The sequence below is a fragment of the Streptomyces sp. NPDC005423 genome (genome assembly GCF_040606415.1).
Taxonomy (GTDB): Bacteria; Actinomycetota; Actinomycetes; order Streptomycetales; family Streptomycetaceae; genus Streptomyces.
The window spans coordinates 61,034-86,481 of sequence record NZ_JBEXET010000012.1 but is presented as its reverse complement, the minus strand read 5'-3'; the positions used below and the strand labels follow the sequence as shown (position 1 = coordinate 86,481).

Annotated in this window: 15 protein-coding genes; 3 read left to right on the top strand and 12 right to left on the bottom strand. The window is 73.0% G+C overall.

The window, feature by feature from the left end; translation table 11 throughout:
• Positions 1-386 precede the first annotated feature (386 nt).
• The 5 genes from ABZT12_RS15805 to ABZT12_RS15785 form a co-directional block, all read right to left on the bottom strand.
• The gene (locus ABZT12_RS15805) at positions 387-1,388 is read right to left on the bottom strand and encodes a nucleoside triphosphate pyrophosphohydrolase (RefSeq protein ID WP_356383485.1); all 1,002 of its coding nucleotides are present in this window, start codon (positions 1,386-1,388) and stop codon (positions 387-389) included.
• A 143-nt stretch (positions 1,389-1,531) separates the two neighbouring features.
• Complete coding sequence (locus tag ABZT12_RS15800; protein WP_356383482.1) at positions 1,532-2,176, bottom strand: SurA N-terminal domain-containing protein; 645 nt, start codon at positions 2,174-2,176, stop codon at positions 1,532-1,534.
• A 373-nt stretch (positions 2,177-2,549) separates the two neighbouring features.
• Complete coding sequence (locus tag ABZT12_RS15795; RefSeq protein ID WP_356383479.1) at positions 2,550-4,070, bottom strand: protein kinase; 1,521 nt, start codon at positions 4,068-4,070, stop codon at positions 2,550-2,552.
• 11 nt (positions 4,071-4,081) lie between these two features.
• Positions 4,082-4,690, bottom strand: a complete 609-nt coding sequence (locus ABZT12_RS15790) for a hypothetical protein (RefSeq protein ID WP_356383476.1) — start codon at positions 4,688-4,690, stop codon at positions 4,082-4,084.
• A 334-nt stretch (positions 4,691-5,024) separates the two neighbouring features.
• Positions 5,025-7,691, bottom strand: a complete 2,667-nt coding sequence (locus tag ABZT12_RS15785) for an N-6 DNA methylase (protein ID WP_356383473.1) — start codon at positions 7,689-7,691, stop codon at positions 5,025-5,027.
• An 899-nt stretch (positions 7,692-8,590) separates the two neighbouring features.
• Here ABZT12_RS15785 and ABZT12_RS15780 point away from each other — a divergent pair.
• Positions 8,591-9,340 (top strand): hypothetical protein, encoded by a 750-nt coding sequence (locus ABZT12_RS15780; protein ID WP_356383470.1) that lies wholly within the window; start codon positions 8,591-8,593, stop codon positions 9,338-9,340.
• A gap of 165 nt (positions 9,341-9,505) precedes the next feature.
• Here the strand turns inward: ABZT12_RS15780 and ABZT12_RS15775 are convergent, their stop codons facing one another.
• The 7 genes from ABZT12_RS15775 to ABZT12_RS15745 form a co-directional block, all read right to left on the bottom strand.
• Entirely contained in the window at positions 9,506-10,243 is a 738-nt protein-coding gene (locus tag ABZT12_RS15775; protein ID WP_356383467.1) for an HNH endonuclease family protein, read from the bottom strand.
• 414 nt (positions 10,244-10,657) lie between these two features.
• Positions 10,658-14,212 carry a transcription-repair coupling factor gene (mfd, locus tag ABZT12_RS15770; RefSeq protein ID WP_356383464.1) on the bottom strand — a complete coding sequence of 1,185 codons (3,555 nt, stop codon included), beginning with the start codon at positions 14,210-14,212 and terminating at the stop codon, positions 10,658-10,660.
• A 389-nt stretch (positions 14,213-14,601) separates the two neighbouring features.
• Positions 14,602-17,172: an FtsX-like permease family protein gene (locus ABZT12_RS15765; RefSeq protein WP_356383461.1), complete on the bottom strand. Its 2,571-nt coding sequence runs from the start codon at positions 17,170-17,172 to the stop codon at positions 14,602-14,604.
• Complete coding sequence (locus ABZT12_RS15760) at positions 17,169-17,957, bottom strand: ABC transporter ATP-binding protein (RefSeq protein WP_356383457.1); 789 nt, start codon at positions 17,955-17,957, stop codon at positions 17,169-17,171. Before ABZT12_RS15760 ends, ABZT12_RS15765 begins: the two co-directional genes overlap by 4 nt.
• An 842-nt stretch (positions 17,958-18,799) precedes the next feature.
• On the bottom strand, positions 18,800-19,687 hold the full coding sequence (locus ABZT12_RS15755) for a cellulose-binding protein (RefSeq protein ID WP_356383454.1): 888 nt from the start codon (positions 19,685-19,687) through the stop codon (positions 18,800-18,802).
• A 203-nt stretch (positions 19,688-19,890) separates the two neighbouring features.
• Positions 19,891-22,815: an SUKH-4 family immunity protein gene (locus ABZT12_RS15750; protein ID WP_356383705.1), complete on the bottom strand. Its 2,925-nt coding sequence runs from the start codon at positions 22,813-22,815 to the stop codon at positions 19,891-19,893.
• Positions 22,816-22,823: 8 nt separating this feature from the next.
• On the bottom strand, positions 22,824-23,879 hold the full coding sequence (locus tag ABZT12_RS15745) for an SMI1/KNR4 family protein (protein ID WP_356383451.1): 1,056 nt from the start codon (positions 23,877-23,879) through the stop codon (positions 22,824-22,826).
• A 329-nt stretch (positions 23,880-24,208) separates the two neighbouring features.
• Between ABZT12_RS15745 and ABZT12_RS15740 the strand changes: the two genes are divergently transcribed.
• Both ABZT12_RS15740 and ABZT12_RS15735 read left to right on the top strand, forming a co-directional pair.
• Positions 24,209-24,733, top strand: a complete 525-nt coding sequence (locus tag ABZT12_RS15740; protein ID WP_356383448.1) for a YwqJ-related putative deaminase — start codon at positions 24,209-24,211, stop codon at positions 24,731-24,733.
• Positions 24,734-24,867: 134 nt separating this feature from the next.
• On the top strand, positions 24,868-25,362 hold the full coding sequence (locus ABZT12_RS15735) for an SUKH-3 domain-containing protein (protein ID WP_356383445.1): 495 nt from the start codon (positions 24,868-24,870) through the stop codon (positions 25,360-25,362).
• Positions 25,363-25,448: the final 86 nt, after the last annotated feature.

Sequence of the window (25,448 nt, the reverse complement as noted above, 5' to 3'; positions counted from 1 at the left end):
GTGTGGGTGGTGCGGCTGGAGCGGCTGCTCGTCGTGCCCGTCGTCCTCCCTGGGGCCCTCCCCCCCTCCCCTCCCCTCCCCTCCCCTCCCCTTCCCCGCTCCCCTCCTCCATTCGTGCCCGCGCGCCCTCCTCGCCTCGTGCAGCCGCGCCTCGTGCACCTGCGGCCCGCGTCGCAACACAGCCCGCCTTATTTGCTGTTGACCTGTCTTGCGCCGCGGCCACCCCTCGTCCCCGGCGCCCCTCTCGTGGCCCGCGTGCCCCCGCGTGCCCGCGGCGATCCATGCACCCGCGCCCCAACACGCGCCTCACCAAGGGCTGTTGATCCGTCCGCTGCCGCGTCCGCCCTCGACCCCGGCCGGCTGTCCCGCGTCACATCTCGCTTGCTTCACGCCCCGTCGTCCACCCCCTCCGTCTCCCTGATCGCGTCCCGGTACGTGCGGCCCGCCGCCCGTAGCGCGGCCTCCGGGTCGACGCCCTCGGCTTCGGCGCGGACGGCCAGGGCGAGCAGTTCGTAACCGAGGCCCTCCCCCTTGGGCAGCGGGACGTCCAGCTCCGCCGTGCGCACCCGGGAGGCGAGTTTCGCCGCCAGGGCCAGGCCCGGCTGGCCCAGCGGGACGCCGTCGGTGACCGAGGCGCGGTGCTTCTCCTCGGCCTTGGTCCGCAGCCAGTGCTCCTTGACCTCCTCGGGGGTCGAGGCCGTCTCGTCCCCGAAGACGTGCGGGTGGCGGTGGATCAGCTTGGCGACGATGCCGCCCGCCACGTCGTCGACGGAGAAGGGGGCGTCCGGGTCCTCCTCGGCGATGCGCGCGTGGAAGACGACCTGGAGCAGTACGTCGCCGAGTTCCTCGCGCAGTTCGTCACGGTCGCCGTCCTCGATCGCCTCGACCAGTTCGTACGCCTCCTCGATGCCGTACTTGGCCAGGCCCTGGTGGGTCTGGCGGGACGACCAGGGGCACTCGACGCGGATCCGGTCCATCACCTGGACGAGGTCGAGGAGGCGGGCGCCCGGCAGGTCGTAGGAGGCGGGGAGCAGCTCCAGCTCCGGCATGGAGACGCGGCCGGAACCGGCGAGGCGGGCCAGGCCGTCGGTCAGGGCCGGTTCACCGCCGGCCGTGGCGACGACCACCACGGTGCGGCCACCCGCGCAGGCGGTGAGCAGTTCCTCGGCGTCGGGGGACGCCTCCTCGACCGCCGTGCCGGCCTCCCTCAGGTACGGCAGCTGCGGATGGGCGCCGTCCGCGCACAGCACCCGGTCGGCGGTGCGCAGCGCCTGCCAGGCGGGCCAGGAGAGCAGGCCGGGGGCGACGCGGTGGCTGGTGGTGAGCAGGACGATACGGCCGGGGTCGACGGCCGCCGGGGAGGCGTCTTCGGGGCTGATTGCGTTCACCCGTCGAACGTAGCCCACGGCGCCGACGGCCCCCCGAGTTATCCACAGGGACGGGGTGCTCCGGCTCCGCCGGCCCGGTTGTCCACAGGCGGGGCGAAGGCGCCGTACCGCTCATCCACAGGACGGCGGACGGCGCCCCGGCGTCATGTCGTCTGCTCGCTCGGCTCGGCGGTGACCTCGCGTACCCACGGGGTCTTGGCGTCGACCCGGCTGCTCTTCTGGACGTCCCAGGTGCCGTAGCGGGGGTTGAGGTCGACGTGGAGTTCCTTGGAGGCCGTCGAGAGGGCCTTCCAGAAGGCGGGCTTGCTGGTGTCGGTGTTGAGCGCGGTGGCGAGTTTGTGGCCCTCCACCTGGAGGCGGAGGTTGTCGTCGAGGCGCTGCGGCGGGACGCCGTACTGGGCCAGCCAGCTGGCCTCCAGGGCGGTGGCGCCGCCCGCCCGCTCCTCCAGGCCGGCCCGCATCTGCTGGATCTCCTTGCGGGAGACGGCCACTCCGCCGTCCTGGGCGGCGCGGTGCACGACCTGGTCGAAGACCATGCCGTAGAGCGTCTCGCGGGTGAGGCCGCCGGTGGAGGCGATGGCGCGCACGTACTGGGCGTCGTTCTGTACCGCCGCCCGCTGGGCCTTGCGCACTTCGTTGACCCGGGTCTCCAACTGCGACACGGTGATCCGCTGTCCGCCGACGACGGCTGCCGCGCCGGGGTGGGCGTCGCTTCCGCAGGCGGTGAGGAGAGGGGCCGCGGCGGCGATCACGGCGGACAGGACGAGCGCGGTGCGACGGCGGTGCAAGGGAACCTCCCGAGGAGATTGTGCGGCGGTGCACAAAGTCTTGCGGTGATCGATGTTAGGCAGTGGGTCGGCTGTGGCCAACCCATTCGACCAACGATTCACCGGGACTTCGGGCACCGCCCCGCGTCCCTGGGCTCGCGTCCCTGGGCTCGCGTCCCCGGGCTCAGCCGGTGGGGCCACCGGAGCGGTCCGCGCGTCGCGGTCCGCGGTGAACGTGTGACCGCCGGTCGACCGCCTGGCGCTGGAGCGGGAGTTGAAGTCGGAGTTGGAGTTGGAGTTGGAGTCCGAGTTGGAGTCGGAGGTGGTGAGCCGTACTTGATCGTGTCTGTGGCCGGTGGGGGCTGTGCCTGGTCGTGAGCGGGCCGGTCGGGTGCTAGCCGCGGACCTGCCCCAGCCATTCCAGCGTCCGCCGGATGTCCGTCGCGAGCGGGTGGCCCGGGCCGTGCGCGCGCTCCACGTCGAGCAGGAGGCGGCCGAGTGTCTCGCGGGCCGCGCCCCGGTCGCCGAGCGCGAGCAGGAGGTGGCCGATGCGGCGGCGGACCTCGTGGGCGAGTTCGGGGTCGCCGGCCACGTACTGGTTCTCGTAGTACGGCAGCAGGGCCCGGTACTCCGCGAGCGCCGCCGCGGGTTCGCCGAGCTGCTCCAGGCACTGGGCGGCCTCGTAGCGGTAGCGCAGGGACTGCGGGTCGGCCTGGCCCGCCTCGGCGGCGCGTTCGTCGGCGAGGCGGCGCAGTTCGGGCAGTGCGCGCCGGTACTGGCCGTCGTCCATGAGCGTGGCCGCGTACTGCTTGCGCAGGGTGCGCACCACCGGGGAGTGCGCACCGTGCTGTTCGGCGGCGGCGGGCAGGATCGCGCCGAGGATGTCGACGGCCTGGGTGATACGGCCCTCGCCGAGCAGTCGCTTCACCTCGTCCACCGCGCCGGCCACATCGGGCCGCTCGGCGGCCGGTGCGAGGGGGGCGGGCTGGGGCGCGGGCGTCCGTGCCCGGTCCGGCCAGGGAGCGTGCGGGCGCAGGAACGGGCGCGTGGGGTCCAGAGGCGCCCCGCTGGGTATCCCGCGCGCGGGCAGCAGCAGCGCCAGGTGCTCGTAGACCTCCTGCGCGGAGGCGGGCCGGTGCTGCGGGTCCTTGGCGAGCAGTCGCAGCACCACCGCCTCCAGGGCCTCGGGCACCTCGGGGCGCAGCCGGCGCACCGGCACCGGCGGCTCGTACAGATGCCGGTGCAGCACGCCGAGCGCCGTCGAACCCGAGAACGGCACGTCCCCGCTGAGCAGTTCGTGCAGCAGCACCCCGAGCGCGTACAGGTCCGTGTACGGGCCGACCGCGCCGCCCATCGCCTGCTCGGGCGCCATGTAGGCGGGGGAGCCGATGGGCGAACCGGTGTGCGTGAGGCGGGTCGTGTCGGTGTCCATCACGGAGGCGACACCGAGGTCGAGGACGGTGACCGTGCCGTCCTGCTTCACCATCACGTTGCGCGGCTTGAGGTCCCGGTGCACGATCGGCACGGCGTGCACGGCGCTCAGCACGGCGCACAGTTGCGCGGCGACCGCGACCGCCCACTGCCACGGGTAGGGGTCGTGCTCGGCGAGGTGGTCGGAGAGGTCGGCGCCGTCGACGTACTGCATGACGAGGAACAGTTCCTCCCCCTCGCTGCCCGCGTCGTGCACGGTGACGAGACCGGGGTGGTCGACCTGCGCGGTCACCCGGCACTCGCGTACGAAGCGGCGGCGCAGTTCGTCGGCCTCCTGGCCGGCCACCTTGTCGGGGCGCAGCAGTTTCACCGCCACCCGCCGGTCGAGGCGCCGGTCGTACGCCGTCCAGACCTGGCCCATGCCGCCCTGGCCGACGAGGGTGGAGAGTTCGTAGCGGTCCGCGACGACCCGTCCCTCCGTCACCGCCGTCACGCTCACCTGCCGCCCTCGTCGTGCTTGCGCAGATAGTCGCTCAGCTCGTCGAGTTCGGCCCGCACCTGGTCGATCCGGGCGGGCGCGGGGCGCTGCGGCGGGCGCGGGGGCGGGGTGTTCGCCGGCGGCTGCGGGGCGGGGGTGCGGGGCATCGGGGGCGGCGTCTGCCGCGGGTTCGGCGCGGTGTACGGCGCCGGGACCGGGGTCGGCGCCTGCGGGTAGCCGTAGGCCGCCGCCCGGGGCTGCCCCACCGGGTAGGCGGGGTACCGCAGTTGATGGAAGTGACGGATGTCCGCCGCCAGGTAGTACACGCTCCCCACGGCCAGCGTGCCCAGCAGCAGGGTGATGCCCAGGTAGCCGCCCGCCGTGCGGACGTCCTCGCCGGGCTCGGAACCGAGCAGCACGATGCTGAGCACATCGGCCGCCATCGCCGCCACGAACAGGCCCCAGTCCAGGGACTTGCGGGTCACGATGGCCAGCCGCAGCAGCGGCGCCCAGGCCATGAACCCGATGCTGAACACCGCGATCCCCAAGAACAGCACACGCAGGAGGACCAGCAGCCCGGCGGGCGGCGGCGGTTTCACCGGCTGCGTGTAGCCGTGGCCGTACATGGCTGCTCCTGATGCCTGAAAAGGGCGTACGGGCTGGCGACCGACGCGCTCCCCGGGGGGTTTGGGCAACGCCGGTCGCCCTGTTGTCGCGTCGAGCGTATAGGCCGACACCGACGAGCGGTCCCGGGATGTACCGAACCGTTGTCGTGCGGATCACTCCGGCCGGCCCGCCCCGTGACGTCGCAGGTGCCCACCGGTACGGGCGGAGCGGGACCTTCCGGGTGTCGGCCGCGGGAGTTCCCGGGCCGTGGCCGTGCGACCTTCCGGACGCCGGGTGGGGGTCCCTACTCGGGGTCGGAGGGCTGGGCCCTACTCGGGGTCGAGAGGCCGGGCCCTACTCGGGATCCGGCGCGAGAGTCCCGTCCGTCAGGCCGTCGTACATGCCGCGGACGAGCTGTTCGCCGAGCCGGCCGGCCTGCCGCAACGCCCGTTCGAAGTCGTCGAGGGCGCGGAACCGGGCGCCGTAGCGCCGCTGTTCGGCGGGTGGCAGCCGGGGCAACTGAAGGCGGCGCACGTCGAGCCGGGTGGCGGTGGACGCGTAGCTGCTGGCCTGGCGGTGGTTGGCGGTGCCGCGCAGGAACCCGGCGAGGAACCACGGGTCCAGCGCCGCCGGATCGGGGCGCAGCAGCACCAGGTTGCGTCCCAGGACGGCTCCCGCGGTGGCCTCGTCGATCACCCTGGCCATCGAGCCGCCCCCGAGCACCGGGACCACGACATCGCCGGGCTCGGTGCGGACGGCTTCCTCCTCGCTCTCGGGAAGCGTCCCGGAGGGTGCCGTGCCGGCGAGGACGTCGTGGTCGGTGAGGACGGGCACGCGCGCGTGGCCGCGGGTTCCGCCGGTACCACCGGTACGCATCACCAGGGCGCCCCCGCGCGCGAGTTCACCGACCGTGGTGAGCGGCCGGTGTGCGGGGAGCGCCGGATCGGCGGAAGGCCCGGCGGCGGCGGGCGGGGTGAGGTCGGCGGTCAGCCGGAGCGTCTCACCGAGCCGCTCCCGTACGGCCGCGAGCTGGTCCGCGCCGTCGGCCGCAGCGGCGGGCGGGAGACTGCGGGCCGGGGCCAAGTCCACGTCTTCGTCGAGCAGTTCGATGACCGGCACCGAACGCGCCAGCCCCGGCCGCTCCTCCATCCGCCCCGCCCGGTCGAACGCCCGCCACGCGTCGAGCACCGCGTCCCGCACCGCCCGCCAGTCGGGGCCGCCCCGCCCCTCGGTCGCGAACCGCCCGGTGTCCACGAGCAGCACCTCGGGCTGGGCGGGCGCCCTCTCCGGCCGCCGCAGCACCCACAGGTGCAGCGGGATGTTGTACGGCGGCGCCGCCCCGACCGGCAGCGCGACCACCGCGCGCAGCGCGCCGCGCCGCAACAGGTCAGCCCGGATCCGCCGCCCGGAACGGCGCGACGCCGCGGCCGGCGGCATCAGCAACACGGCGGTGCCGCCCTCCCGGAGCCGCGCCAACGCGTGTTGCACCCACGCCAGTTCGGACTCGTTGCGGGCCGGGAATCCGTACTCCCAGCGGGGGTCGTAGGCGAGTTCGTCGTGTCCCCAGTTGCGCTCGTTGAACGGCGGATGGCACAGCACGGCGTCCGCCCGCAGCGCCGGATACGCGTCGGCCCGCAACGTGTCCCCCGTCGCCCCGCGCACGGTGACCCGCGCGTGCAGCGCCAGCCGGAGCGCGGTGAGCGCGGCGAGTTCGGGGGCGTCGTCCTGGGCGTACAACTCCTGCTCCGGCCGTGCCACGACGGCCCGCAGCAACGCGCCGGTGCCACAGGCCGGGTCCAGCACGGTACGGGCGGGTCCGGCCAACTCGGCCATGAGGTGGGCAAGTTCGGGGGGAGTCAGCGTGTACTGGCGCGGATTGGCGTCGAGTTGCCGCCCGAGCAGAAACTCGAACGTCTGCCGGGCGCCCAGCTCCGCCGCCAACTCGGCGGCGCCGCGCAGGAGAGCGACGGAGGGCAGGAGCTCGGGGCCGGTGGGGGTGTGAACGGCGGGGGGGCTGTGGGGGGTGGGGGCGGGGTTCACGGTGGGGCGGGTGTGTGTGGGCGGCGGGGTGTGCGCGGACGGGCGGGTGTGTACGGGTGACCCGAGGTTCACGGGTGGGGCGGGGTTCACAGGTGGGGCGGAGTTCGCGGCCGGTGCGGGATTCACAGCCGGGGCAGAGTTCACAGGCGGTGCGGAGTTCACGCCCGGGGCGGAGTGCGTCGGCGGGGCGGAGTTCACGCCCTGCGCCGAGTTCACAGGCGGAGGCGGTACGGAGTTGACGCCCGGCGCGGGGTTCACAGGTGAGACAGAGCGCGCGCCTGGTGTCGAGTTCACACCGCGATCGGAGTTCACAGCGAACGCGGGGTTTGTGTTGGCGGTCGGTTGTGCGGAGGTCGAGGTGTTCACAGCTGTCGGCGCGTGAGCGGCGTCCGGCGTGTGAACCGCACCCGGGGTGTTCACAGCCTGCGGACCTGTTCCGTCCCGCATCCTTTCTCCGCCCCACGGCTCGTTACCGCCCTGCGGCTCGTGTACAGCGGACCGACCGTTCACACCAGTTGCACTGTTCACACTCGCGGTCCGAACGTCCCGCGCGTTTCGTCCCCTGTCGGCCCGCCGCTCACGCGCTCCGCCGAAGCGCGGCACGATCACCCGCTCCAGCGCTCCGGGCAGCATCGCGGCCAGGCGTTCGTCGGAGCCGGCGCTCACGTCGAGCCAGACGGTGGGGCGTTCGTGGATGAGCAGCAGGACACAGCCCGTCTGCACCAGCGCGGCGACCGGGCCTTCGGGGTGGCCCACGAGGTGTTGCCAGACGCGCTCGCGGAGCGGGACCCTGGCGAGTTTGCCCTGACCGCGCAGCCAGGCCTCGACCTCGGCGAGGGCGAAAGAGGGGCTGGTCTCGGTGCCGCCGACCGGCTTGGGGAAGTCGGGGTGGCGACGGCGCCAGTTGCTTACGGCGGCGCGGCCGACACCGGCGAGCCGCGCGATGCCGGCGGCGGTCACCTCCGTCGCGTTGTCCTGCATGCGCCCCACTCCCCTCGTCGCGTGTGTGACGGTGAGCATACCGACGTGGGCGTGATACAACCCTTCACAGCCGTGTACATAGACCTTCGGGTGAATCGTGTTGACTCGGTTCACAGGGTCTGGTGTCATTGACCTCGGGAACGAGCGGCCACCTGTGGGGGGCGGTCGCCGCATGGGGGAGGGGACCAAGCCATGGGCATGAAGGGGAAGTTGGCGTTCAGTGCCGTCGTGGGGGTCGTCGTCATCGGGGTCGTGTCGGCGAACGCCGGCACCACCGGCAGTACGGGGAGCACCGGCGGCGCGGGGACCGTCGGCGGCGCCGGCAGTACGGCGAGCGGCGGCGACACGGGGAGCGGGCGCGGTGCGGGGAGCGGCGGCACGGGGAGCGGCGGTGCCGCGACCGGGACGCCGACTTCGTCTCCGGCTCCTACCGGTTCACCGCGACACGGATGACTACTGCCGTTACGGGCACGCGTCGCCGACGCCGGGCGTGAGGATGTGCTGTCCGCGATCGGCTGCGTGACCGGTACGGCCGTCGGAACGGTCGACACCGGGGACGTCTGCCTCAGGACGTTCGGCTGCACGGACCGCAGGAACGCCGGCTGACGTTCGCGTCGCCGCACCATCGCCGTCGCGGCATGCCGTACGCGTCACCGCTTCCGGCTCCGCCTCCACACCGACCTTGGCGCACGCCCACGCCGTCGCCGTCGCCGTCGCCGTCGCCGTCGCGGGATGACGCGCACCTCATGCCGGATTCGTGTGTCACAAATCCGGCATGTGTAACACATTTTCAAGGGCCGTACCCCCCCCCCCGCGCGCCAGACCCCGCGTGCCGCAGACCTTCACACCCCACAACAGACCACCACTCCACTCACCACCTCACTCACCTAGGAACTGTCATGCGTCGCACCGCACTTGCCGCCGTCTGCCTGGTCGCCGCGGCCGCCACAGGGCTCACCGGCTGCCTGCCCGGCCAGGACGAGGTGGACAGCAAACCGAAGGGTCCGTTCGCCGGACTGACCGGAGAGGAGATCGCCGATCGGTCCACGACGGCCACCACCGGGGCGTCGTCGCTCCGGGTGAAGGGCGACATGCGTGACGACGAGAGCAGCGGCACGATCGCGATCGACATGGCCGTGAACAAGAAGGGCGAGTGCGCCGGCACGATGAGCATGGACGGCCAGGGGAAGGCCGACCTCATCAAGACCGGGGAGACCGTCTACCTGAAGTACGACGAGGCGTTCCTGCGCGCGCAGAGCAAGGGCGAGTCCAAGTCGGACACCGACGCGGCCGTTTCCATGCTGGCCGGCAAGTGGACCAAGATGTCCGCGAAGGGCAAGGACGCCAAGGACATCGCCGGCTTCTGTGACCTGAATGCTCTGCTGGGCGGCGCCGCCGACGACAACTCGGGCACGACGCGCGGGAAGACGACCACGGTCGGCGGAGCGCCGGTGGTCGTCCTGCACGAGAAGGACGGCAAGGACGGTTACACGCTCTACGTCGCGACCCAGGGCAAGCCGTATCTGCTGCGGGTCGACAGTCTGGCCGCCAAGGACCCGGGGACGCTGACCTTCAGCGACTACGACAAGCCCGTTCCCGCGCAGAAGCCGGCCGGCAAGATCGTCGATCTGGACGCGCTGAGCAGCTGACAGCTGAGCAGGCTTGCGGGGGCGCGGCGCTCGCGTGACGCGTCCCGTCCCCATTCCTCGCCGGCCCGCACCGCCATCCGCGGCCCCCGTCCGCCCGCCGTCCTCAAAACGCCGTCCTCAAAACGCCACCGTCAACCCGCCGTCGGCAATCCGCCGTCGGCGGCCTCAGTTCGCGTGGAAGCGTGCCGGTGCGTCGGTCGGGTTGCCGCCCGTGGGGAGGGCCTGGTCCGGGCAGTTGGAGAGGGCCTTCTTCATGGCGGCCTTCTCGGCGGCGGTGACCCAGAGGCCGTACTTCTTCTTCACGGCGACCTGGTGGGCGACGTACGTGCACCGGTACGCCTTGTCGTCCGGCAGCCAGGTGGCCGTGTCACCGTCGCCCTTGCCGCGGTTGGCGCTGGCGTCGACGGCCAGCAGGTTGAGCGGGTCGTTGGCGAGCGCTATGCGCTTGCTCGCGTCCCAGTACTTGGCGCCCTTCTGCCAGGCGTCGGAGAGGGCGACGAGGTGGTCGATGTCGACGAGGCTGGCGCCGCGCCGGTAGGTGACGTCGTCGCCGGAGTACGGGTCCGGCTTCAGCACGCCGTACGACACCTTGCAGTCGCCGTCGCTGAACTTCACGTCTTTCAGGTCCCGTTTGAGGATGTCGTCGCGGGTGTCACAGCTGTTGGAGTCGGTGTCGGCCCAGGCCGTGCCGAACCGTTCCCTTGAGTAACCGGTCTTCGGCGCCCGGCCCTTGACGGGCAGGGCCTCCGCCGCGGTGAGTGCCGCTCCGCCTCCGGTGCCGCCTCCGCCGGCCGCGCCGGTCGTCCCGGCGGTGCCGGACGATCCGCCGAGGTCGCTCTTGCAGCCGGTGACGGTGCACACGATCAGGACGGCGATGACCGCCCCGCCCTTCAGACGCGTCACGGTGCGCCCCTCCCCTTGCTCGCCCGGTCCGCCCACCTGGGAGCGGATTGTGCCTGGTGCACACGGTAGCGGCGGAGCGGTCCGGCCCATAGGGGGCCAATACGGCATCAGTCACAACCAGGCTGTATCGAGACCTTGTTGAGACCCGAGTCCCCTGTCGGGATCCGAACACCGGCCAGGACAACCCCCGTCAGGACACGAGCCCGTGTCACGACAGAAGCCGCCCGCGCGGAGACACCCGCCACGAACGGCTCCTTCCCTGCTACGACCCGATCATGGCAAGGCCGACCTCCGGAACTCCCGGAAGCCCAACACCCCAGGACCCCAGGACCCCAACACCCCAACACCCCAGGACCCCAGGACCCCAGGACCCCTGGACCCCTGGACCCCTGGACCCCTGGACCCCTACGACCCCTACGACCCCATGATGGACGTCAGGAACTCGCCCACCCAGCCGAGCAACTCCCGCCCGACAAGCGGCTTTCCGCCGACCTTCGCGGTCTTCGGGCGCGGCACCAGCAGTTGGTGTGCGGTGGGCTTGATGACCGTGCCGGGGTAGAGGCGCTTGAGCCGCAGCTCCTGCGACTCGCGCAACTCCACCGGTGCGAAACGGATGTTGGCGCCTTGCAGGAGGATGTCTCCGACCTCGCAGGAGCGGGCCAGCATCCGCAGCCCGGCCACCAGCAACAGGTTCTCCACGGGTTCGGGCAACTTGCCGTAGCGGTCGACGAGTTCCTCCCGTACGGCCCTGATGTCCTCCTCCGTGGTGGCGGAGGCGATGGAGCGGTAGGCCTGGAGGCGGAGCCGCTCGCCGGGGGCGTACTCGTGCGGGACGTGGGCGTCGACGGGGAGTTCGATCCTGACCTCCAGGGGCGGCTCCTCCTCGACACCGCCCTCCAGGGAGGCGCGGTAGTCCGCCACGGCCTCGCCGACCATACGGACGTAGAGGTCGAAGCCGACGCCCGCGATGTGGCCGGACTGTTCGCCGCCGAGCAGGTTTCCGGCGCCGCGGATCTCCAGGTCCTTCATCGCCACGTACATGCCCGCGCCCATCTCGGTGTGCTGGGCGATGGTGGCGAGGCGCTCGTGGGCCGTCTCCGTCAGGGGCTTCTCCGGCGGGTAGAGGAAGTAGGCGTAACCGCGCTCCCGGCCGCGCCCGACCCGGCCGCGCAACTGGTGGAGCTGGGAGAGACCGAAGTTGTCGCCGCGCTCCACGATGAGAGTGTTGGCGTTGGAGATGTCGATGCCCGACTCGACGATCGTGGTCGACACCAGGACGTCGAACCGCTTCTCCCAGAAGTCCACGACGACCTGTTCCAGGGCCTGTTCGGACATCTGGCCGTGGGCGGTGGCGATGCGGGCCTCCGGGACGATCTCACGGAGGCGGGCCGTCGCGCGGTCGATCGACTCGACCCGGTTGTGAATGTAGAAGACCTGGCCCTCGCGCAGGAGTTCGCGGCGGATGGCGGCGCCGATCTGCCTCTCCTCGTAGGGGCCGACGAAGGTCAGCACCGGGTGCCGCTCCTCCGGCGGGGTGGTGATCGTCGACATCTCACGGATGCCGGTCACCGCCATCTCCAGGGTCCGGGGGATCGGGGTGGCGGACATGGTGAGGACGTCCACGTTGGCGCGCAGCTTCTTCAGCTGCTCCTTGTGCTCGACGCCGAAGCGCTGTTCCTCGTCGACGATGACCAGGCCGAGGTCCTTGAACCTGGTCTCGGAGGAGAACAGCCGGTGGGTGCCGATGACGAGGTCGACGGAGCCCTCACGCAGGCCCTCCAGGACCGCCTTCGCCTCCGTCTCGGTCTGGAAGCGACTCAACGCCCGTACGTTGACCGGGAATTGGGCGTAGCGCTCGCTGAACGTCCCGAAGTGCTGCTGCACCAACAGAGTGGTCGGGACGAGGACCGCGACCTGTTTGCCGTCCTGGACGGCCTTGAAGGCGGCGCGGACGGCGATCTCGGTCTTGCCGTAGCCGACGTCGCCGCAGACCAGCCGGTCCATCGGGACCGACTTCTCCATGTCCTCCTTGACCTCGGCGATGGTGGTCAGCTGGTCGGGGGTCTCCACGTACGGGAAGGCGTCCTCCAGCTCGCGCTGCCAGGGCGTGTCCGCGCCGAAGGCGTGTCCGGGGGCGGCCATGCGCGCGCTGTAGAGCTTGATCAGGTCGGCGGCGATCTCCTTGACGGCCTTCTTGGCGCGCGCCTTGGTCTTGGTCCAGTCGGCGCCGCCCAGCCGGTGCAGGGTGGGGGCCTCGCCGCCGACGTACTTGGTGATCTGCTCCAGCTGGTCGGTGGGGATGTAGAGGCGGTCGCCGGGCTGGCCGCGCTTGGCGGGGGCGTACTCGACGACCAGGTACTCGCGGGTGGCGCTCTGGACGGTGCGCTGCACCATCTCGATGTAGCGGCCGACGCCGTGCTGCTCGTGGACGATGTAGTCGCCCGCCTCCAGGGTGAGGGGGTCGATCGTCTTACGGCGGCGGGCGGGCATGCGGACGCCGTCCTTGCCGGCCGCCTTCTGCCCGGAGAGGTCGGTCTCGGTGAGGACGGCGAGCTTCAGCTCCGTGTCGACGAAGCCGTAGTCGATCGAGCCGCAGGCGACATGGACGACGGACGGGGCGATGGTGCCGAGGTCGGTCGCGAGGCGGGCGGCGACGCCCTCGCCGCCGAGAACCTCGACGGTGCGGGCGGCGGGGCCGTGGGCCTCGGTGACGAAGACCGTGCGCCAGCCGTCGGCGAGCCAGCCCTTGGTGTCGGCGAGGGCCTTCGCGGTGTCGCCCCGGTAGGTGTCGGGGGCATGCATACCGAGCTTCAGGGTGTCGCCCGCCGCGTCCGCGGCATCGGTGTCCGCGAGTTCCTCGTCGGCCGCGAACGGCGACACCGACCACCACATCATGCCCAGTTCGCGCGCCCGGTCCCGGACGTCCGCGATGGCCCACAGGGAGGCCGCGCCGACGTCGATGGGGGCCTCGCCGCCGCCTGCGGTGGCCGCCCACGAGGCCTGGAGGAACTCCTGCGAGGTGGCGACGAGATCGGCGGCGCGGGTACGGACCCGCTCCGGGTCGCACACGACGGTCATCGCGCCCTGGGGCAGCACGTCGAGGAGCAGTTCCATGTCGTCGACGAGGACCGGGGCCAGGGACTCCATGCCCTCCACGGCGATGCCCTCGCCGATCTTGCCGAGGAGTTCGCCCAGCTCCGGGTGGAGCTCGGCCAGGGCACGCGCGCGGGCGCGCACGTCCGCCGTCAGCAGGAGTTCACGGCAGGGGGGTGCCCACAGCCCGTGTTCGGCGACCTCCAGGGAGCGCTGGTCGGCGACCTTGAAGTAGCGGATCTCCTCTACGTCGTCGCCCCAGAACTCGATACGCAGGGGGTGTTCCTCGGTGGGCGGGAACACGTCCAGGATGCCGCCGCGTACGGCGAACTCGCCGCGCTTCTCGACCAGTTCGACGCGCGCGTAGGCGGCGGCGCCGAGGGCGTCGACGACCGCGTTCAGGTCAGCGGACCGACCGGTTCTGAGGGCGACGGGCTCCAGGTCGCCCAGACCCTTGACCTGCGGCTGGAGTACGGAACGCACGGGCGCCACGACGACCGAGACCGGGCCCGTCTCCGGGTCGTCGTCGGTGGGGTGGGCGAGGCGGCGCAGTACCGCGAGGCGGCGGCCCACGGTGTCGCTGCGCGGGCTGAGGCGCTCGTGCGGGAGCGTCTCCCAGGAGGGGTACTCCACGACGCCGTCCGAGGGGAGCAGCGAGCGCAGGGCGGCCGTCAGGTCCTCGGCTTCCCGGCCGGTCGCGGTCACCGCCAGGACGGTGCGGCCGGTCTCCCGGGCGAGCGCGGCGACGGCGAAGGGGCGGGCCGCGGGGGGACCGACCAGATCGACGTGCATGCGGTTGCCGTCGGCGGCCGTCTTGGTCGCTTCGGCGAGGGCGGTGTCCTTGACGACGGCGTCGAGCAGACCGTGCAAGCTCATGGAGGGGTGCTTCCGTCCGAGGGGGGTGGGCAACGCGAAGGGCCCGACACGGGTGGTGGGCCGGGGGTCTCCAGCGTACGTCGGCGCGCTGCCACGCGCCGGGGCTGTGGACAACGCCGGTGCGGTACCCCCGCGGCGAGGGCCGCGGACACCGCCGGCTTCCCGGTGGCCGCCGTCGGACGGCCGCAGGGCCGCCCCCGACCGACCGTACGGCCGCCTCACACGGACGTACGGCCGCCCCGCAGGAGCAAGGCCGCCTCCCACTGGCGTACGGCCGCCTCGGGACGTACCCCCCGCCTCCAGAGCCGCCGCCCGCACCACAACGGGCCCGGCGCCAAGGAGTCCCCCGTGACTCCTCGGTGCCGGGCCCGCTCCCCCGTAGGGGATGGTTATTCGGTCGCGATCGCGTTCAGTACGTTCATCCGGCCCGCCCGGAACGCCGGGATCAGGGCGGCGAAGAGGCCCACGAAGGCCGAGCCGATGAAGACGGCGATGATCGTCGCCCAGGGGATCTCCAGGACCTTGAGGCCCTCCAGGGCGAGGAGTTTCTGGGCGGTGGCGCCCCAGCCCATGCCCAGGCCGAGGCCGAGGAGGGCGCCGAAGAGGGCGATCACCACCGACTCCAGGCGGATCATGCGGCGCAGCTGGCGGCGGGAGAGGCCGATCGCCCGCATGAGGCCGATCTCGCGGGTGCGTTCGACGACGGAGAGGGCGAGGGTGTTCACCACACCGAGGACGGCGACGATGATGGCGAGGGCGAGGAGGCCGTAGACCATGTTCAGGAGCTGGCCGATCTGATCCTTGAGTTCCTGCTTGTAGTCGGTCTGGTCGCGCACCTGGTACTGCGGGTAGGGCTCCATGGACTTCTTCAGGGCCGCGTACGCCTGCTTCTGCTGGCCGTCCTTGGCCTTGGCGAACATGATCACGTTGGGCGGGACCTTGCTCGCGGGCAGGTACTTCGCCATCGTCGCGATGCTGATGTAGCGGGCGTTCTGGTCGATGGCGACGTCGTCGTCGGTGATCGCCGCGACCTTGAGCCGGGCGGTCGAGCCGCCCTTGAAGGCGACGGAGAGCGTGGTGCCGACGTGGACGCCGTGCTTCTTGGCGTACTTGGAGCCGACCGACATCGCGCCGGTGCCGTAGGCGGCGGAGAGGTCGCCCGCGGTGGTGACGCGGCGCAGGTCCTGGGCGTAGGACGGGTCCGCGGCCGTGAGGCCCTCGGTGTCCTTCTGTCCGTCGGGCGAGGTCAGCGTGGCCTCGATGTCCTTGTAGCGGGTGACGTGGGCGAGGCCCGGGCTGTGCTCCATCGCCTTCTCGGCCTGGGGCACGATCCGCTGGGTGCCCTGGACGATGTAGTCGGCGCCGACCGACCTGTCCAGCTCGCTCGTCGCCGAGGCGACCATCGAGGAACCGACCACCGAGAGGCAGGCGACCAGGGCCAGGCCGATCATCAGGGCCGCACCGGTGGCTCCCGTACGCCTGGGGTTGCGGAGCGCGTTGCGCTCGGCCATGCGCCCCACCGGACCGAAGGCCCGCAGCAGCACCGCGCTGAGCACCCGGACCACTCCGCCGGCCAGCAGCGGGCCGATGATGACGAACCCGATCAGGGTGAGCACCACTCCGGCGCCGAGGACCAGCGAACCGTCGGTCGCCTTCTTGGCCGTGGCGGCGGCGATCAGGGCCGCCGCGCCGGCGCCGGTCAGCACCAGGCCGATGAGGGCCCGCACCCAGCCGGCCCTGCCGTCGGCCGGCGTACCAGCGTCGCGCAGTGCGGCCATAGGGGAGATCTTGCCGGCGCGGCGGGCCGGCAGATAGGCGGCCAGGACGGTGACGATCACGCCGAGCAGCACACCGGCGACCGGGGTGGTCGCCTTGACAGTGAGGTCCCGGGTGGACAGGTCCATGCCGGCCGCGCTCATGATCTTCATCAGCCCGATCGCGATGCCGACGCCGGCGCCGACCCCGAGGACCGAGCCGAGGACACCGAGCAGCGTCGCCTCGACCAGCACCGAGCGGTTGACCTGCTTGCGGGAGGAGCCGATCGCCCGCATCAGGCCGATCTCGCGGGTGCGCTGGGCGACCAGCATCGAGAAGGTGTTGATGATCAGGAAGATGCCCACCAGGAACGCGATCCCGGCGAAGCCGAGCATGGCGTACTTGATGACGTCCATGAACTGGCCGACGCCCTGGCGGTTCTCGTCGGCGTTCTCCTTCGCGGTCTGGATCTTGTACGACGTCGATCCGAGGGCGGCGGCGACCTCCCGCTTCAGCCGCGCGTCGCTGACACCGCTCGCGGCGGTGACGTCGACCTGGCTGAACCGGCCAGTGGCGCCGAGGAGTTGGCGCTGTGCGGTGGCGGTGTCGAAGTAGACGACGGCCGCGCCGGGGTTGGTCACCTTGAAGGTGGCGATGCCGACGATCCTGGCGGTGATGTCACCGGTCTGCGCGATGGTGCGCAGTTCGTCGCCCATCTTCAGGTGGTGCTTGTCGGCGGTGTCGGCGTCGACCATCACCTCGGCGGCCCCGCGCGGGGCGTGTCCGGAGGTGATCTCCATCGCGCGCAGGTCGTTCCTGGTCCAGTTGCCGGCGATGGTGGGCGCGCCGGTCGAGGAGCCCATGTTCTTGTTGTGGCTGTCGACGACGGTCACGTTCGTCGAACTGACCGCGCCCGCCGCGGACTTGACTCCCGGCACCGCTCGGGTGCGGGTGAGCAGGGAGGCCGGGAGGGAGTCGGGCAGTCCGTTCTGCGGGGTGCTGCCGTCGCTCTTGGCCGCCTTCGGCATGACCGTGACGTCGGAGGCGGTGGCCGCGAAGAGCTTGTCGAACGTCGTGTTCATCGTGTCGGTGAACACCAGGGTGCCGCACACGAACGCCACCGAGAGCAGCACGGCCGTCGCCGACAGGGCCATCCGGCCCTTGTGCGCGAAGAAGTTGCGCATCGAGGTCTTCAGCACGGTCATGAGGTGCGCCCCCGGGCGTCGAAGTCCTTCATCCGGTCGAGCACGGTGTCGGCGGTGGGCTTGAACATCTCGTCGACGATCCGGCCGTCGGCGAGATAGAGCACCCGGTCCGCGTACGAGGCGGCCACCGGGTCGTGGGTGACCATCACGATGGTCTGGCCGAGGTCGTCGACCGAGCGGCGCAGGAAGCCCAACACCTCGGCGCCCGCACGGGAGTCGAGGTTTCCGGTCGGCTCGTCACCGAAGATGATCTCGGGCCGGGCCGCCAACGCCCTTGCCACGGCGACGCGTTGCTGCTGGCCGCCGGAGAGCTGGTTGGGCCGGTGCTTGAGCCGGCTCGCGAGCCCGACCGTCTCCACGACCTGGGCGAGCCACCCCTTGTCCGGCTTGCGGCCCGCTATGTCCATCGGCAGCGTGATGTTCTCCAGCGCGCTGAGCGTGGGCAGCAGGTTGTACGCCTGGAAGATGAAGCCGATCCGGTCCCGGCGTAGTTGGGTGAGCTTCTTGTCCTTCAGCCCGGTGATCTCGGTGTCGTCGAGGTAGATCTGACCGGACGTCACGGTGTCGAGCCCGGCGAGGCAGTGCATGAGCGTGGACTTGCCGGACCCCGAGGGGCCCATGATCGCGGTGAACTGACCGCGGGAGATGTCCACGTCGACATGGTCGAGGGCGACGACGCGGGTCTCCCCGGCGCCGTACGCCTTGACGACCTGCCGCGCTCGCGCGGCAACGGCCGTACGCCCTCCAGTGCCCCCGTGCCTGGGAATGGTCACAGCCGATGTCACGTAGGTCTCCTAGGTCGGCCGGCACGGTGGGGTGCCGGTGTCCGTCCGGATCGGGCGAGGCGCCCCACCGGTTCGCTGGTTCACGTGGTTCTCGTGCTCTGGTTACGACGATGAGTCTCGTCGTGGGAGGGGGTCCGGCGCGCTGGTGCCCAGCGCAGTCTTTCCCGGGGGAAAACCCCACCCTCTGTGTTTCGGTCCGCCGCCCCCCAGCGGCATAAAGCCAGGTTAAGGACGCCACCGGCAGATCTCGTCCTCCGCCGGTACGAACCCTCCCCGAGCCCGGGTACGGAGGCTCCCCTAGGGGATGTCCACCGCGGGGTGGAGCCGTCATCGGGGTCGCCTCCACCCCCGGGCGCACCCACGCCGCACCCTCCCCCGACGTCAGACGCAACCGGAAACCCGCCCTCCGACCGCCCAACCTGCCGCTCCGCCCCGGCCGTTCACTCCGCCGGGGCTCTTCGTCCGTTCCACCCTGGCCATTCGCTCCGCCGAGGCCGCCCGCTCCGCCGAGGCCACTGTTCGCTCCGCCCCCGCCCTCCTTCGGCCCCCAAGTCCGCCCGCTCCGCCGGGTCCGTCCACTCCGCCGGGGCCGCCCTCCGGCCCCCCAACTTCCGCTCCCACGCGACCATTCGCTCCACCGCGCCGTCCGCTCCGCCGAAGCCGTCCGCTCCACCGGGGCCGCCCTCCGGCCCCCAACTTCCGCTCCCCCACGGCCATTGGCTCCGCCGCGCCACCCGTTCCACCGAGGCCGTTCGCCTTACCGGGGCCGCCCTCCGGCCGCCAGGCACTCCGCTCCGCCCCCGCCTTCCTCCGGCCGCGAGGCCCTCCGCCGCGCCGGTGTCCTACTCCGCCGGTGCTCGTCCGGTGAGCGTCAGCAGGCTGTTCTGCACGTGGTCCATGTGCGCCCGTACGTCGTCCCACCGCTCCCCGTGCTCGCGCAGCACCCGCTCGGTGTTCCGGGCGATCCGCTCCTCCCGCAGCCGGGCCTCCGCCAGGAGTTCGGCGGCGCGGGCCTCCGCCTCCTCCTGCCGGCGCTCCGCCGACGCCTCCCCGTCGGCGACGGACCGTGCCGCCTCGGCGAGCGCCGCTTCCGCCAGCGCCATCCGTTCGGCGACGCGCGCGTCCAGCGCGGCGACCCGCGCCCGGGCCTCGCGCTCGAACGCGGCCACACGTTCCGCGTACTCCCTGGCCCGGTCGTCGACGATCGCGGCGGTGCGCCCGCGCACCTCACGCAGCGCGCCGAGCGCCTCCGTGCGCCCTTCCTTCACCGCACGCCGGGCGGCGATCCGGATCTCGTCGGCTTCGGCGCGGGCCCCGAGAAGCCGTCGGCGGGCGCGTTCCTCGGCCTCCGCGCGGACCGCGTCCGCTGCTTCCCGCGCCGACCGGAGCAGGGTCGCGGCGTGTTCCTCGGCCCGCGCCCGTTCCTCGCGCGCCGCGTCCAGCGCGGCCTCCCGCAGGGCCGCGGCCTCCTCCTCGCCGAGCCGGAGGATCAGCTGGGCGCGCTCCCCGAGCGTGTCGTAGGTCTGCGGGGCGAGCCGGGCCACCGTCGCCCGCAACCGTTCGGCCTCCGCCCCCATGTTCTTGGCCAGCACGGTCAGCCGGGCGGCCCGCTCCCACGCGGCGTCCCGGTCCCGGGAGAGGGCCGCCGCGTACGCGTCCACCTGGTCGGGGCGGTATCCGCGCCCCCGTACTGCCACGAAGCCGCGTGACGACACCGACGCGCTGCTCACCTGGAACCCCTCTCCGCCGAACGGTCGCGATCTGATGATTTCGCGCACATCCTGATGTATCGGACAGAAGTGTTCATAATCCGACACTCCGCGTGCACGTCACGGTCATCTCGCGAACGGGTGCGCACAGGAAAGGGCCGGACCCGGTCACTCGACCAGGTCCGGCCCCTCTGCCCACCGATGTCAGCGGGAGGTCGGCCGCCTCACAGCAGCCCGTCCCACATCTGCTCCAGCAGCACCGACCACCAGCTCTCCGGCGAACCGAGCGCCGCCGGATCGAGCGCGGCCAGCTGGGCCTGGAAGTCGACGGTCCAACGGCCCGCCTGCTCCTGGTTGAGCCCGAACCGCAGCCGCCACATCCGGCCGAGCAGCGCCAGGCAGCGCGTGAACTCGGGCAGCCCCGTGTTCACGAACTGCGGCGGTACGGAGCCGCCGCCCGGCCCCGCCTCCACCGGCACCGCCACGATGTTCGCCGTGCCGTACTGCACGCAGATCGCCCGGCCGAAGTCGCTGCCCATGACGAGGTACGAGCCCGCGTCGGGGGCCGGCCGCACCCCGCGCTCCTGCGCCAGTTCGGCCAGCGTCGGCACCGGGCGGCCCGGCTGGGCCTGCGCCCAGAAGAACGGGCCCATGTCCATCGGCAGCCCCGCCACCACCAGGGTGTGCGCCACCACCGGCGGCACGCCCTGCCGGGACACGGCCGCCTGCTCGAACCGGAAGACCCTCGGACCGAAGGCGCCCGCCAGTTCCTGCGCGATGCCCTCCGGCGGAACCGGCGGCATCGGATGCACCGGCGGCAACGGCGCACGGACCGGCGCGAGCCGCGCGGGACCGTCCGCCACCTGGTGCAACTCGCCCTGGTGCGCGAGGAGTTCCTGCATGCCCTGCTGCCGGCTCGCGTGATCGGTGCCGTACGGCGCGATGCTCGTGATGCGGGCCTGCGGCCACTGCTCGCGGATCATCCGGGCGCAGTAGGCACCCGGCAACTCGCACGACTCCAACTCCGTGTGCAGTTCCAGCACTTGATCCGGCGGGATGTTCATGCCGCGCAGCTCGTGGAAGATCTGCCACTCCGGGTGCGGGGTGCCCGGCGCGGAACGCCGGATCACCTGCTGCTCGGACCCGTCCGGCGCGCGGTAGCGCAGCACGGCCTGGTAGCCGGGGCCCACGGTGGGCAGACCCTGCTGCGGATACCCGTACGCCGGGGGCTGCTGCCCGGGCACCGGCTGGCCCGGAGGCGGCGGCGTCGCACCCGGCGGGGGCATCGCGCCCGGCGCGACTCCCGGCGGCATGCCCGGCGGAACACCCGGCGCCCGCGGCGGCACGGGCACCGCGGGCCCAGCGGCCGGCGGCCCCGCCAGCATGGTCTCCGCGTGGTGGACGGTCCCGGGCGCGGGCGGAACGCCCGGTGCGCCCGGCGCGGCGGGGCCGGGACCCGGTCCGGCGAACATGGTCTCGGCGTGGTGGACACCGCCCGGCGGCGGACCGCCGGGGGTGTACGGCGCACCGGGCCCGTTCGGCGCGCCCGGCGGCGGCGGAACCCCAGGACCGGCCTGACCCGCCGGACCGGCCGGCGGGGGCGGCCCGTCCGGGCCGAGCGCGGAGACGAGTTGCGTCGGTACGTAGCCGCCCGGCGGGGGCGGCGGGGGCGGCGGTGTGCCGCCCGGCCGCGCGCCCGGCGCACCCGGGGCGCCCGGCGGAGGCGGCGGCACGCTCGCCCCGGCGCCGCGCGCCCGGCGCGCCGGCGGCGCGGCCTTGCTCGTCGCGGCGTCGGCGATGTCCCCGGCGTTGGGCGCGAGCGACCGCGCCGGCGCACCGGGTCCGGCGGGCGGCTGAGGCGGGTTCGAGCCGGCGGGCGGCCCCTGGGGATAGCCGTAGGAGGGCGGAGCGGGCGGCGGCGGAGTCCCCGGCGCACCCGCGCCCTGCGGATGGCCGTACTGCGGGCCGCCCGGCGGGGGCGGCGGCGGGGTGCTCCCCTGCGGGTACCCGGGCCGCGGAGCGGCGGGCGGGGACGGCGGCGTACCGCCCGAACCGGCGCCCACCGCACCGGAGTTCTGCGGGTACCCGTACTGCGGAGCAGCAGGCGGAGACGGCGGCGTACTACCCGAAGGGCCGTTAGGCGCAGCGAAGTTGTCCGGGTACCCGTATCGCGGAGCGGCAGGCGGCGGAGTCCCCGGCGCACCCGCGCCCCGCGGACCGCCCGGCGGAGGCGGCGGCGTACTACCCGAAGGGCCGCCCACCGCACCGGAGTTGTTCGGGTACCCGTACTGCGGGGCGCCCTGCGGAGCAGCAGGCGGAGGCGGCGGGGGCGTGCCGTCGGTCACTCCCCGGGCGTCGGACCGCTCGGGGAGGTCGGCGCGTCCGGCGCCGTCGAGCGCCGGGGCCACCGTCGTACGGCCCAACTGGCTGCCGCCGGGGATCAGTTCGGTTCTGGCGTCCGCCGGGGCGTCCTCGTCGCGGTCACCGAGCGGCGGCGCGAAGACCGTCGCGGGCAGCGGTACCGAACGGTCGTCACCGGCGTCGCCGTTGGTGTCCGTCCCCGCCCACGGCGTGGCCCCGGCGGGCGCGGCCGGCGCGCTCGGCGCCCCGGCGGGCGCTCCCGCGGCCGGCTCCGCGCCGGTGTCGTCGCTCCCGCCGGCGGGCGGCCAGGACGCACCGGCACCGGGCACCCCCGCCTGCGTCCGGGGCAACGCGTCGCGCGGCGCGGGGACTTCGGCAGCGGCGGCGGCCGGGGCCGCGTCCCGCCGGTCCGGAATACCCAGCTTGTCGGCCGCCTCCTGCAACCACTCCGGCGGACTCAGCAGGAACGACGTCTGGTTGAGGTCCACCCGGGCGGGAGCCGCCGGCACCGCGTCCTGCACCTCGTCCGGACCGCCGTACTCCTCCTCGTAGCGGCGCACGACCTCGCCCACCGGCAGCGCGGGCCAGAGCGTGGCCTCCCCGCTGTCCCGGGCGATCACCAGCCGCTGCGCGCCGCCGTCGGAACGCGGAACGTCGGCGCGGTCCTCGGCCCAGACGACGAAGCCGAGGTCGAACTCCCGCACCCGCACCTCACGGTGCTGATACGACGGCACGTCCCCGTTGATCCACTCCTCGGCGCGCTCCTGCGCCTGCGCGAAGGTCACCATCGTCCAGTTCACTCCCCCACCGAAGACGCCGAAGACGCCGTCGAAGCCGAAGACGCCGTCGACACCGGCACCGATCGCGCGAACCCGCCGTCCACCATCAGGTTCGCCACCGTCTCCAACTCCGGCGGGCTGCCCGCCAGTCGGGCCAGGAACTCGTCGAAGTCGTCCCCGGCCGGCAGCAGCAGCCGCGCCACGCGGTCGGCCGGCGCCCACGAGGGATCGACGTCGCGGGCGTCGTCGTAGGCGCAGAACCAGACCGAGCCGATCCGCTCGCCGCGCACCTTCACCGCGAGCAGGCCGCCCTGGACGAAGCCGACGGCGAGGTAATCCTTTGTGAGGTGGTCGCGCAGGCACTTGTTGACGTACACCAGGTCGTTTATGGCCGCCTCGTCGCGCACCGTGAAGAACGGCTGGTCGATGAGGAGACCCAGTTCCGCGTCGAGCGCGGTGCCGGCCGGCGCGCAGCCGCCGGCCGCCTTCAGGAACGACCGGTAGGCGCCCGGCAGCCGGTAACCCAGGTCCTCCTCGACGCCCTGCACCTGCGCCTCGGTCACCGCCACCGCCGACTTCGGCAGCCCGAAGTGGGCGGGCCGGGTCTCCTGGAGCGGCCGGGTGCCCCGCTTGCCGTGGTCGACCCCGGACGTGGCGATGCCGCCGTGGTGGCGCAGCAGCGCCTTCACGTCGACCGGGACCAGTTCGAGGCGGCGACCGCCGGCCACGTGGTGCCAGGTCCAGCCGTGCGGGGTCGCGACCGCGGGCACGGTGTCCCACAGTTCGTGGCCGGTCGCGGCGAGGGCCGCGTTGGCCGACACGTAGTCCGTCAGCCGCAGTTCGTCGACGCCGAAACCCTCCGGCGGCTCGGCGATCTCGGCCGCGGCGCGCGCGTAGGGCGAGAAGTCGGGGTAACCGTGCTCGTCCATCCGCACCCCGCGCGGGTGGCGGGCCGCCCGGACCGGGTCCGGGAAGTGCACGACCTGCCCGGCGTAGGCCGCGTTCGGCGGCACGGCTTCTCCCCCGGCCTGAGGGCTGGGAGGCTCCCCCAGCCCGAGCCGACCTGTCGTCATGGCGGTTGCCCCCTGCGGCACTCAGTACGGCCCGTATCGGCCGTCATTGGCCTCTTTACGTTCCGTATCGACTGTGTCGTCCGTATCGTCTGTACATCGTCCGTACCGAACCGTCTCCACGCGACGACCGCGTGGAACGCGGTGCCGACAGCCTATGCGGTACGGCGACACCGGTCACCGGCAGCGGTCCACGGCCCTCCGCTTCCGGTGACCAGCCGTCACCCCACCGTGACAGGCAGCCGAAGCCCGGGCGTGTCGGGACGCCCCAGCTTCCGCACGGGCCACGGCATTTGGCACTCTGTGTCCCGCCGGGGGATGCGCAGGAGGGGATGACGATGATGAACGCGACGCAGACGGGACCGCACACGGGCAGGTCCGGCGACCCACGGATCGGCTGGAGCGCCACCGCGGAAGCCCACGTCCCGGTACTCCTGCACCGCCGCGACGGCATACTCCCCACCGTCGCCGCCGCGCTCTCGGTGCGCGGCGCCACCCTCACCGGCACGGCGGCCCGCGGCGACCAGGCCCCGGCCCTGCACCCGCTCGTCCAGGACTTCCTGGACACGCTCACCAGCGCCCAGCGGGACCGCTTCACCGGGCGCTGCGCCGAGGTGATCCTCATCTCCCGGCACATCGCCACCGCCGACGCCGCGCGCAGCAAGCGGGCCGCCCGCAAACCGATGACCAACGGCGAGGCCCGCAAAGCCCTGAAGCAGGCCAAGCTCACCGCCCGCCGGATCCGGGAGGACGGCGACCCGCTGCACGGCAGCTTCGCCGCGCCGTGCCGTGCCTGCGCGGCCCTCAGCGCCCACTTCGGCGTCCGCGTGGTCGACCCGACGACGACGGACGGCTGACCCCACTCCCAGAACCGCTCCCACCCCGGCCCGGGCGCCGCGCGAACATCGGCGCCCCGCCCAACGTATCCCTCGACAAGCACCACGGCGGCCACCACCGGCGCCCGCTCATGACCTGAACGAACGAAGGGCAGATGCACCCCGACCGCACCTCCACCACGCGTTTCTCCGTACCCGTCGACGCCGCGCTGCGCGCCGCCGGCTGGCTCCCCGGGCGCTGGGACATAAAGCAGGCCGAGATCTGGGCGGACACCCTGCGCGAACACGCCTCTCCGGCCGGACACCGGCACGCCGTGTTCCCGGCCGCCGTGGAGGCCTGGGCCGAGTTCGGCGGACTGCGGCTCGCCCCGCCCGGACCCGGCCGCCAGGTCGCCCCCGCCGCGCTGCACCTCGACCCGCTGCACGGCCTGCACCTGGCCCGCACCCTCGGCGACCTCGGCCGCGCCCTGGACCGCGAGGTCAGCCCACTGGGCGAGGAGTCCGACACCCGGTCGCTGCTCGCCATCGACTCCGAGGGCCGGGTCTACGCCCTCGACCACACAGGCGACTGGTACCTCGGCGCCGACATCGACCAGGCCCTCGCGGCCCTCGTCGGCGGCATAGAGCCGGTACGGCTGACGGCGAGCTGACGGGCGGGAAACGGGGGCCCGGGGCCGGGAGCGGCGGACCGTGAACGGAGGGCCCGGGAGCCGGAACTGCGCGGGAGCAGACGGCA

What these genes read in the sequence shown, in the direction of transcription:
- ABZT12_RS15750 (WP_356383705.1), bottom strand. Translation starts at nt 22,815, where the DNA reads ATGGTGACCTTCGCGCAGGCGCAGGAGCGCGCCGAGGAGTGGATCAAC.
- mfd (WP_356383464.1), bottom strand. Translation starts at nt 14,212, where the DNA reads ATGAGCTTGCACGGTCTGCTCGACGCCGTCGTCAAGGACACCGCCCTC.
- ABZT12_RS15745 (WP_356383451.1), bottom strand. Translation starts at nt 23,879, where the DNA reads ATGACGACAGGTCGGCTCGGGCTGGGGGAGCCTCCCAGCCCTCAGGCC.
- ABZT12_RS15735 (WP_356383445.1), top strand. Translation starts at nt 24,868, where the DNA reads ATGCACCCCGACCGCACCTCCACCACGCGTTTCTCCGTACCCGTCGAC.
- ABZT12_RS15740 (WP_356383448.1), top strand. Translation starts at nt 24,209, where the DNA reads ATGACGATGATGAACGCGACGCAGACGGGACCGCACACGGGCAGGTCC.
- ABZT12_RS15765 (WP_356383461.1), bottom strand. Translation starts at nt 17,172, where the DNA reads ATGACCGTGCTGAAGACCTCGATGCGCAACTTCTTCGCGCACAAGGGC.
- ABZT12_RS15785 (WP_356383473.1), bottom strand. Translation starts at nt 7,691, where the DNA reads ATGCAGGACAACGCGACGGAGGTGACCGCCGCCGGCATCGCGCGGCTC.
- ABZT12_RS15780 (WP_356383470.1), top strand. Translation starts at nt 8,591, where the DNA reads ATGCGTCGCACCGCACTTGCCGCCGTCTGCCTGGTCGCCGCGGCCGCC.
- ABZT12_RS15790 (WP_356383476.1), bottom strand. Translation starts at nt 4,690, where the DNA reads ATGTACGGCCACGGCTACACGCAGCCGGTGAAACCGCCGCCGCCCGCC.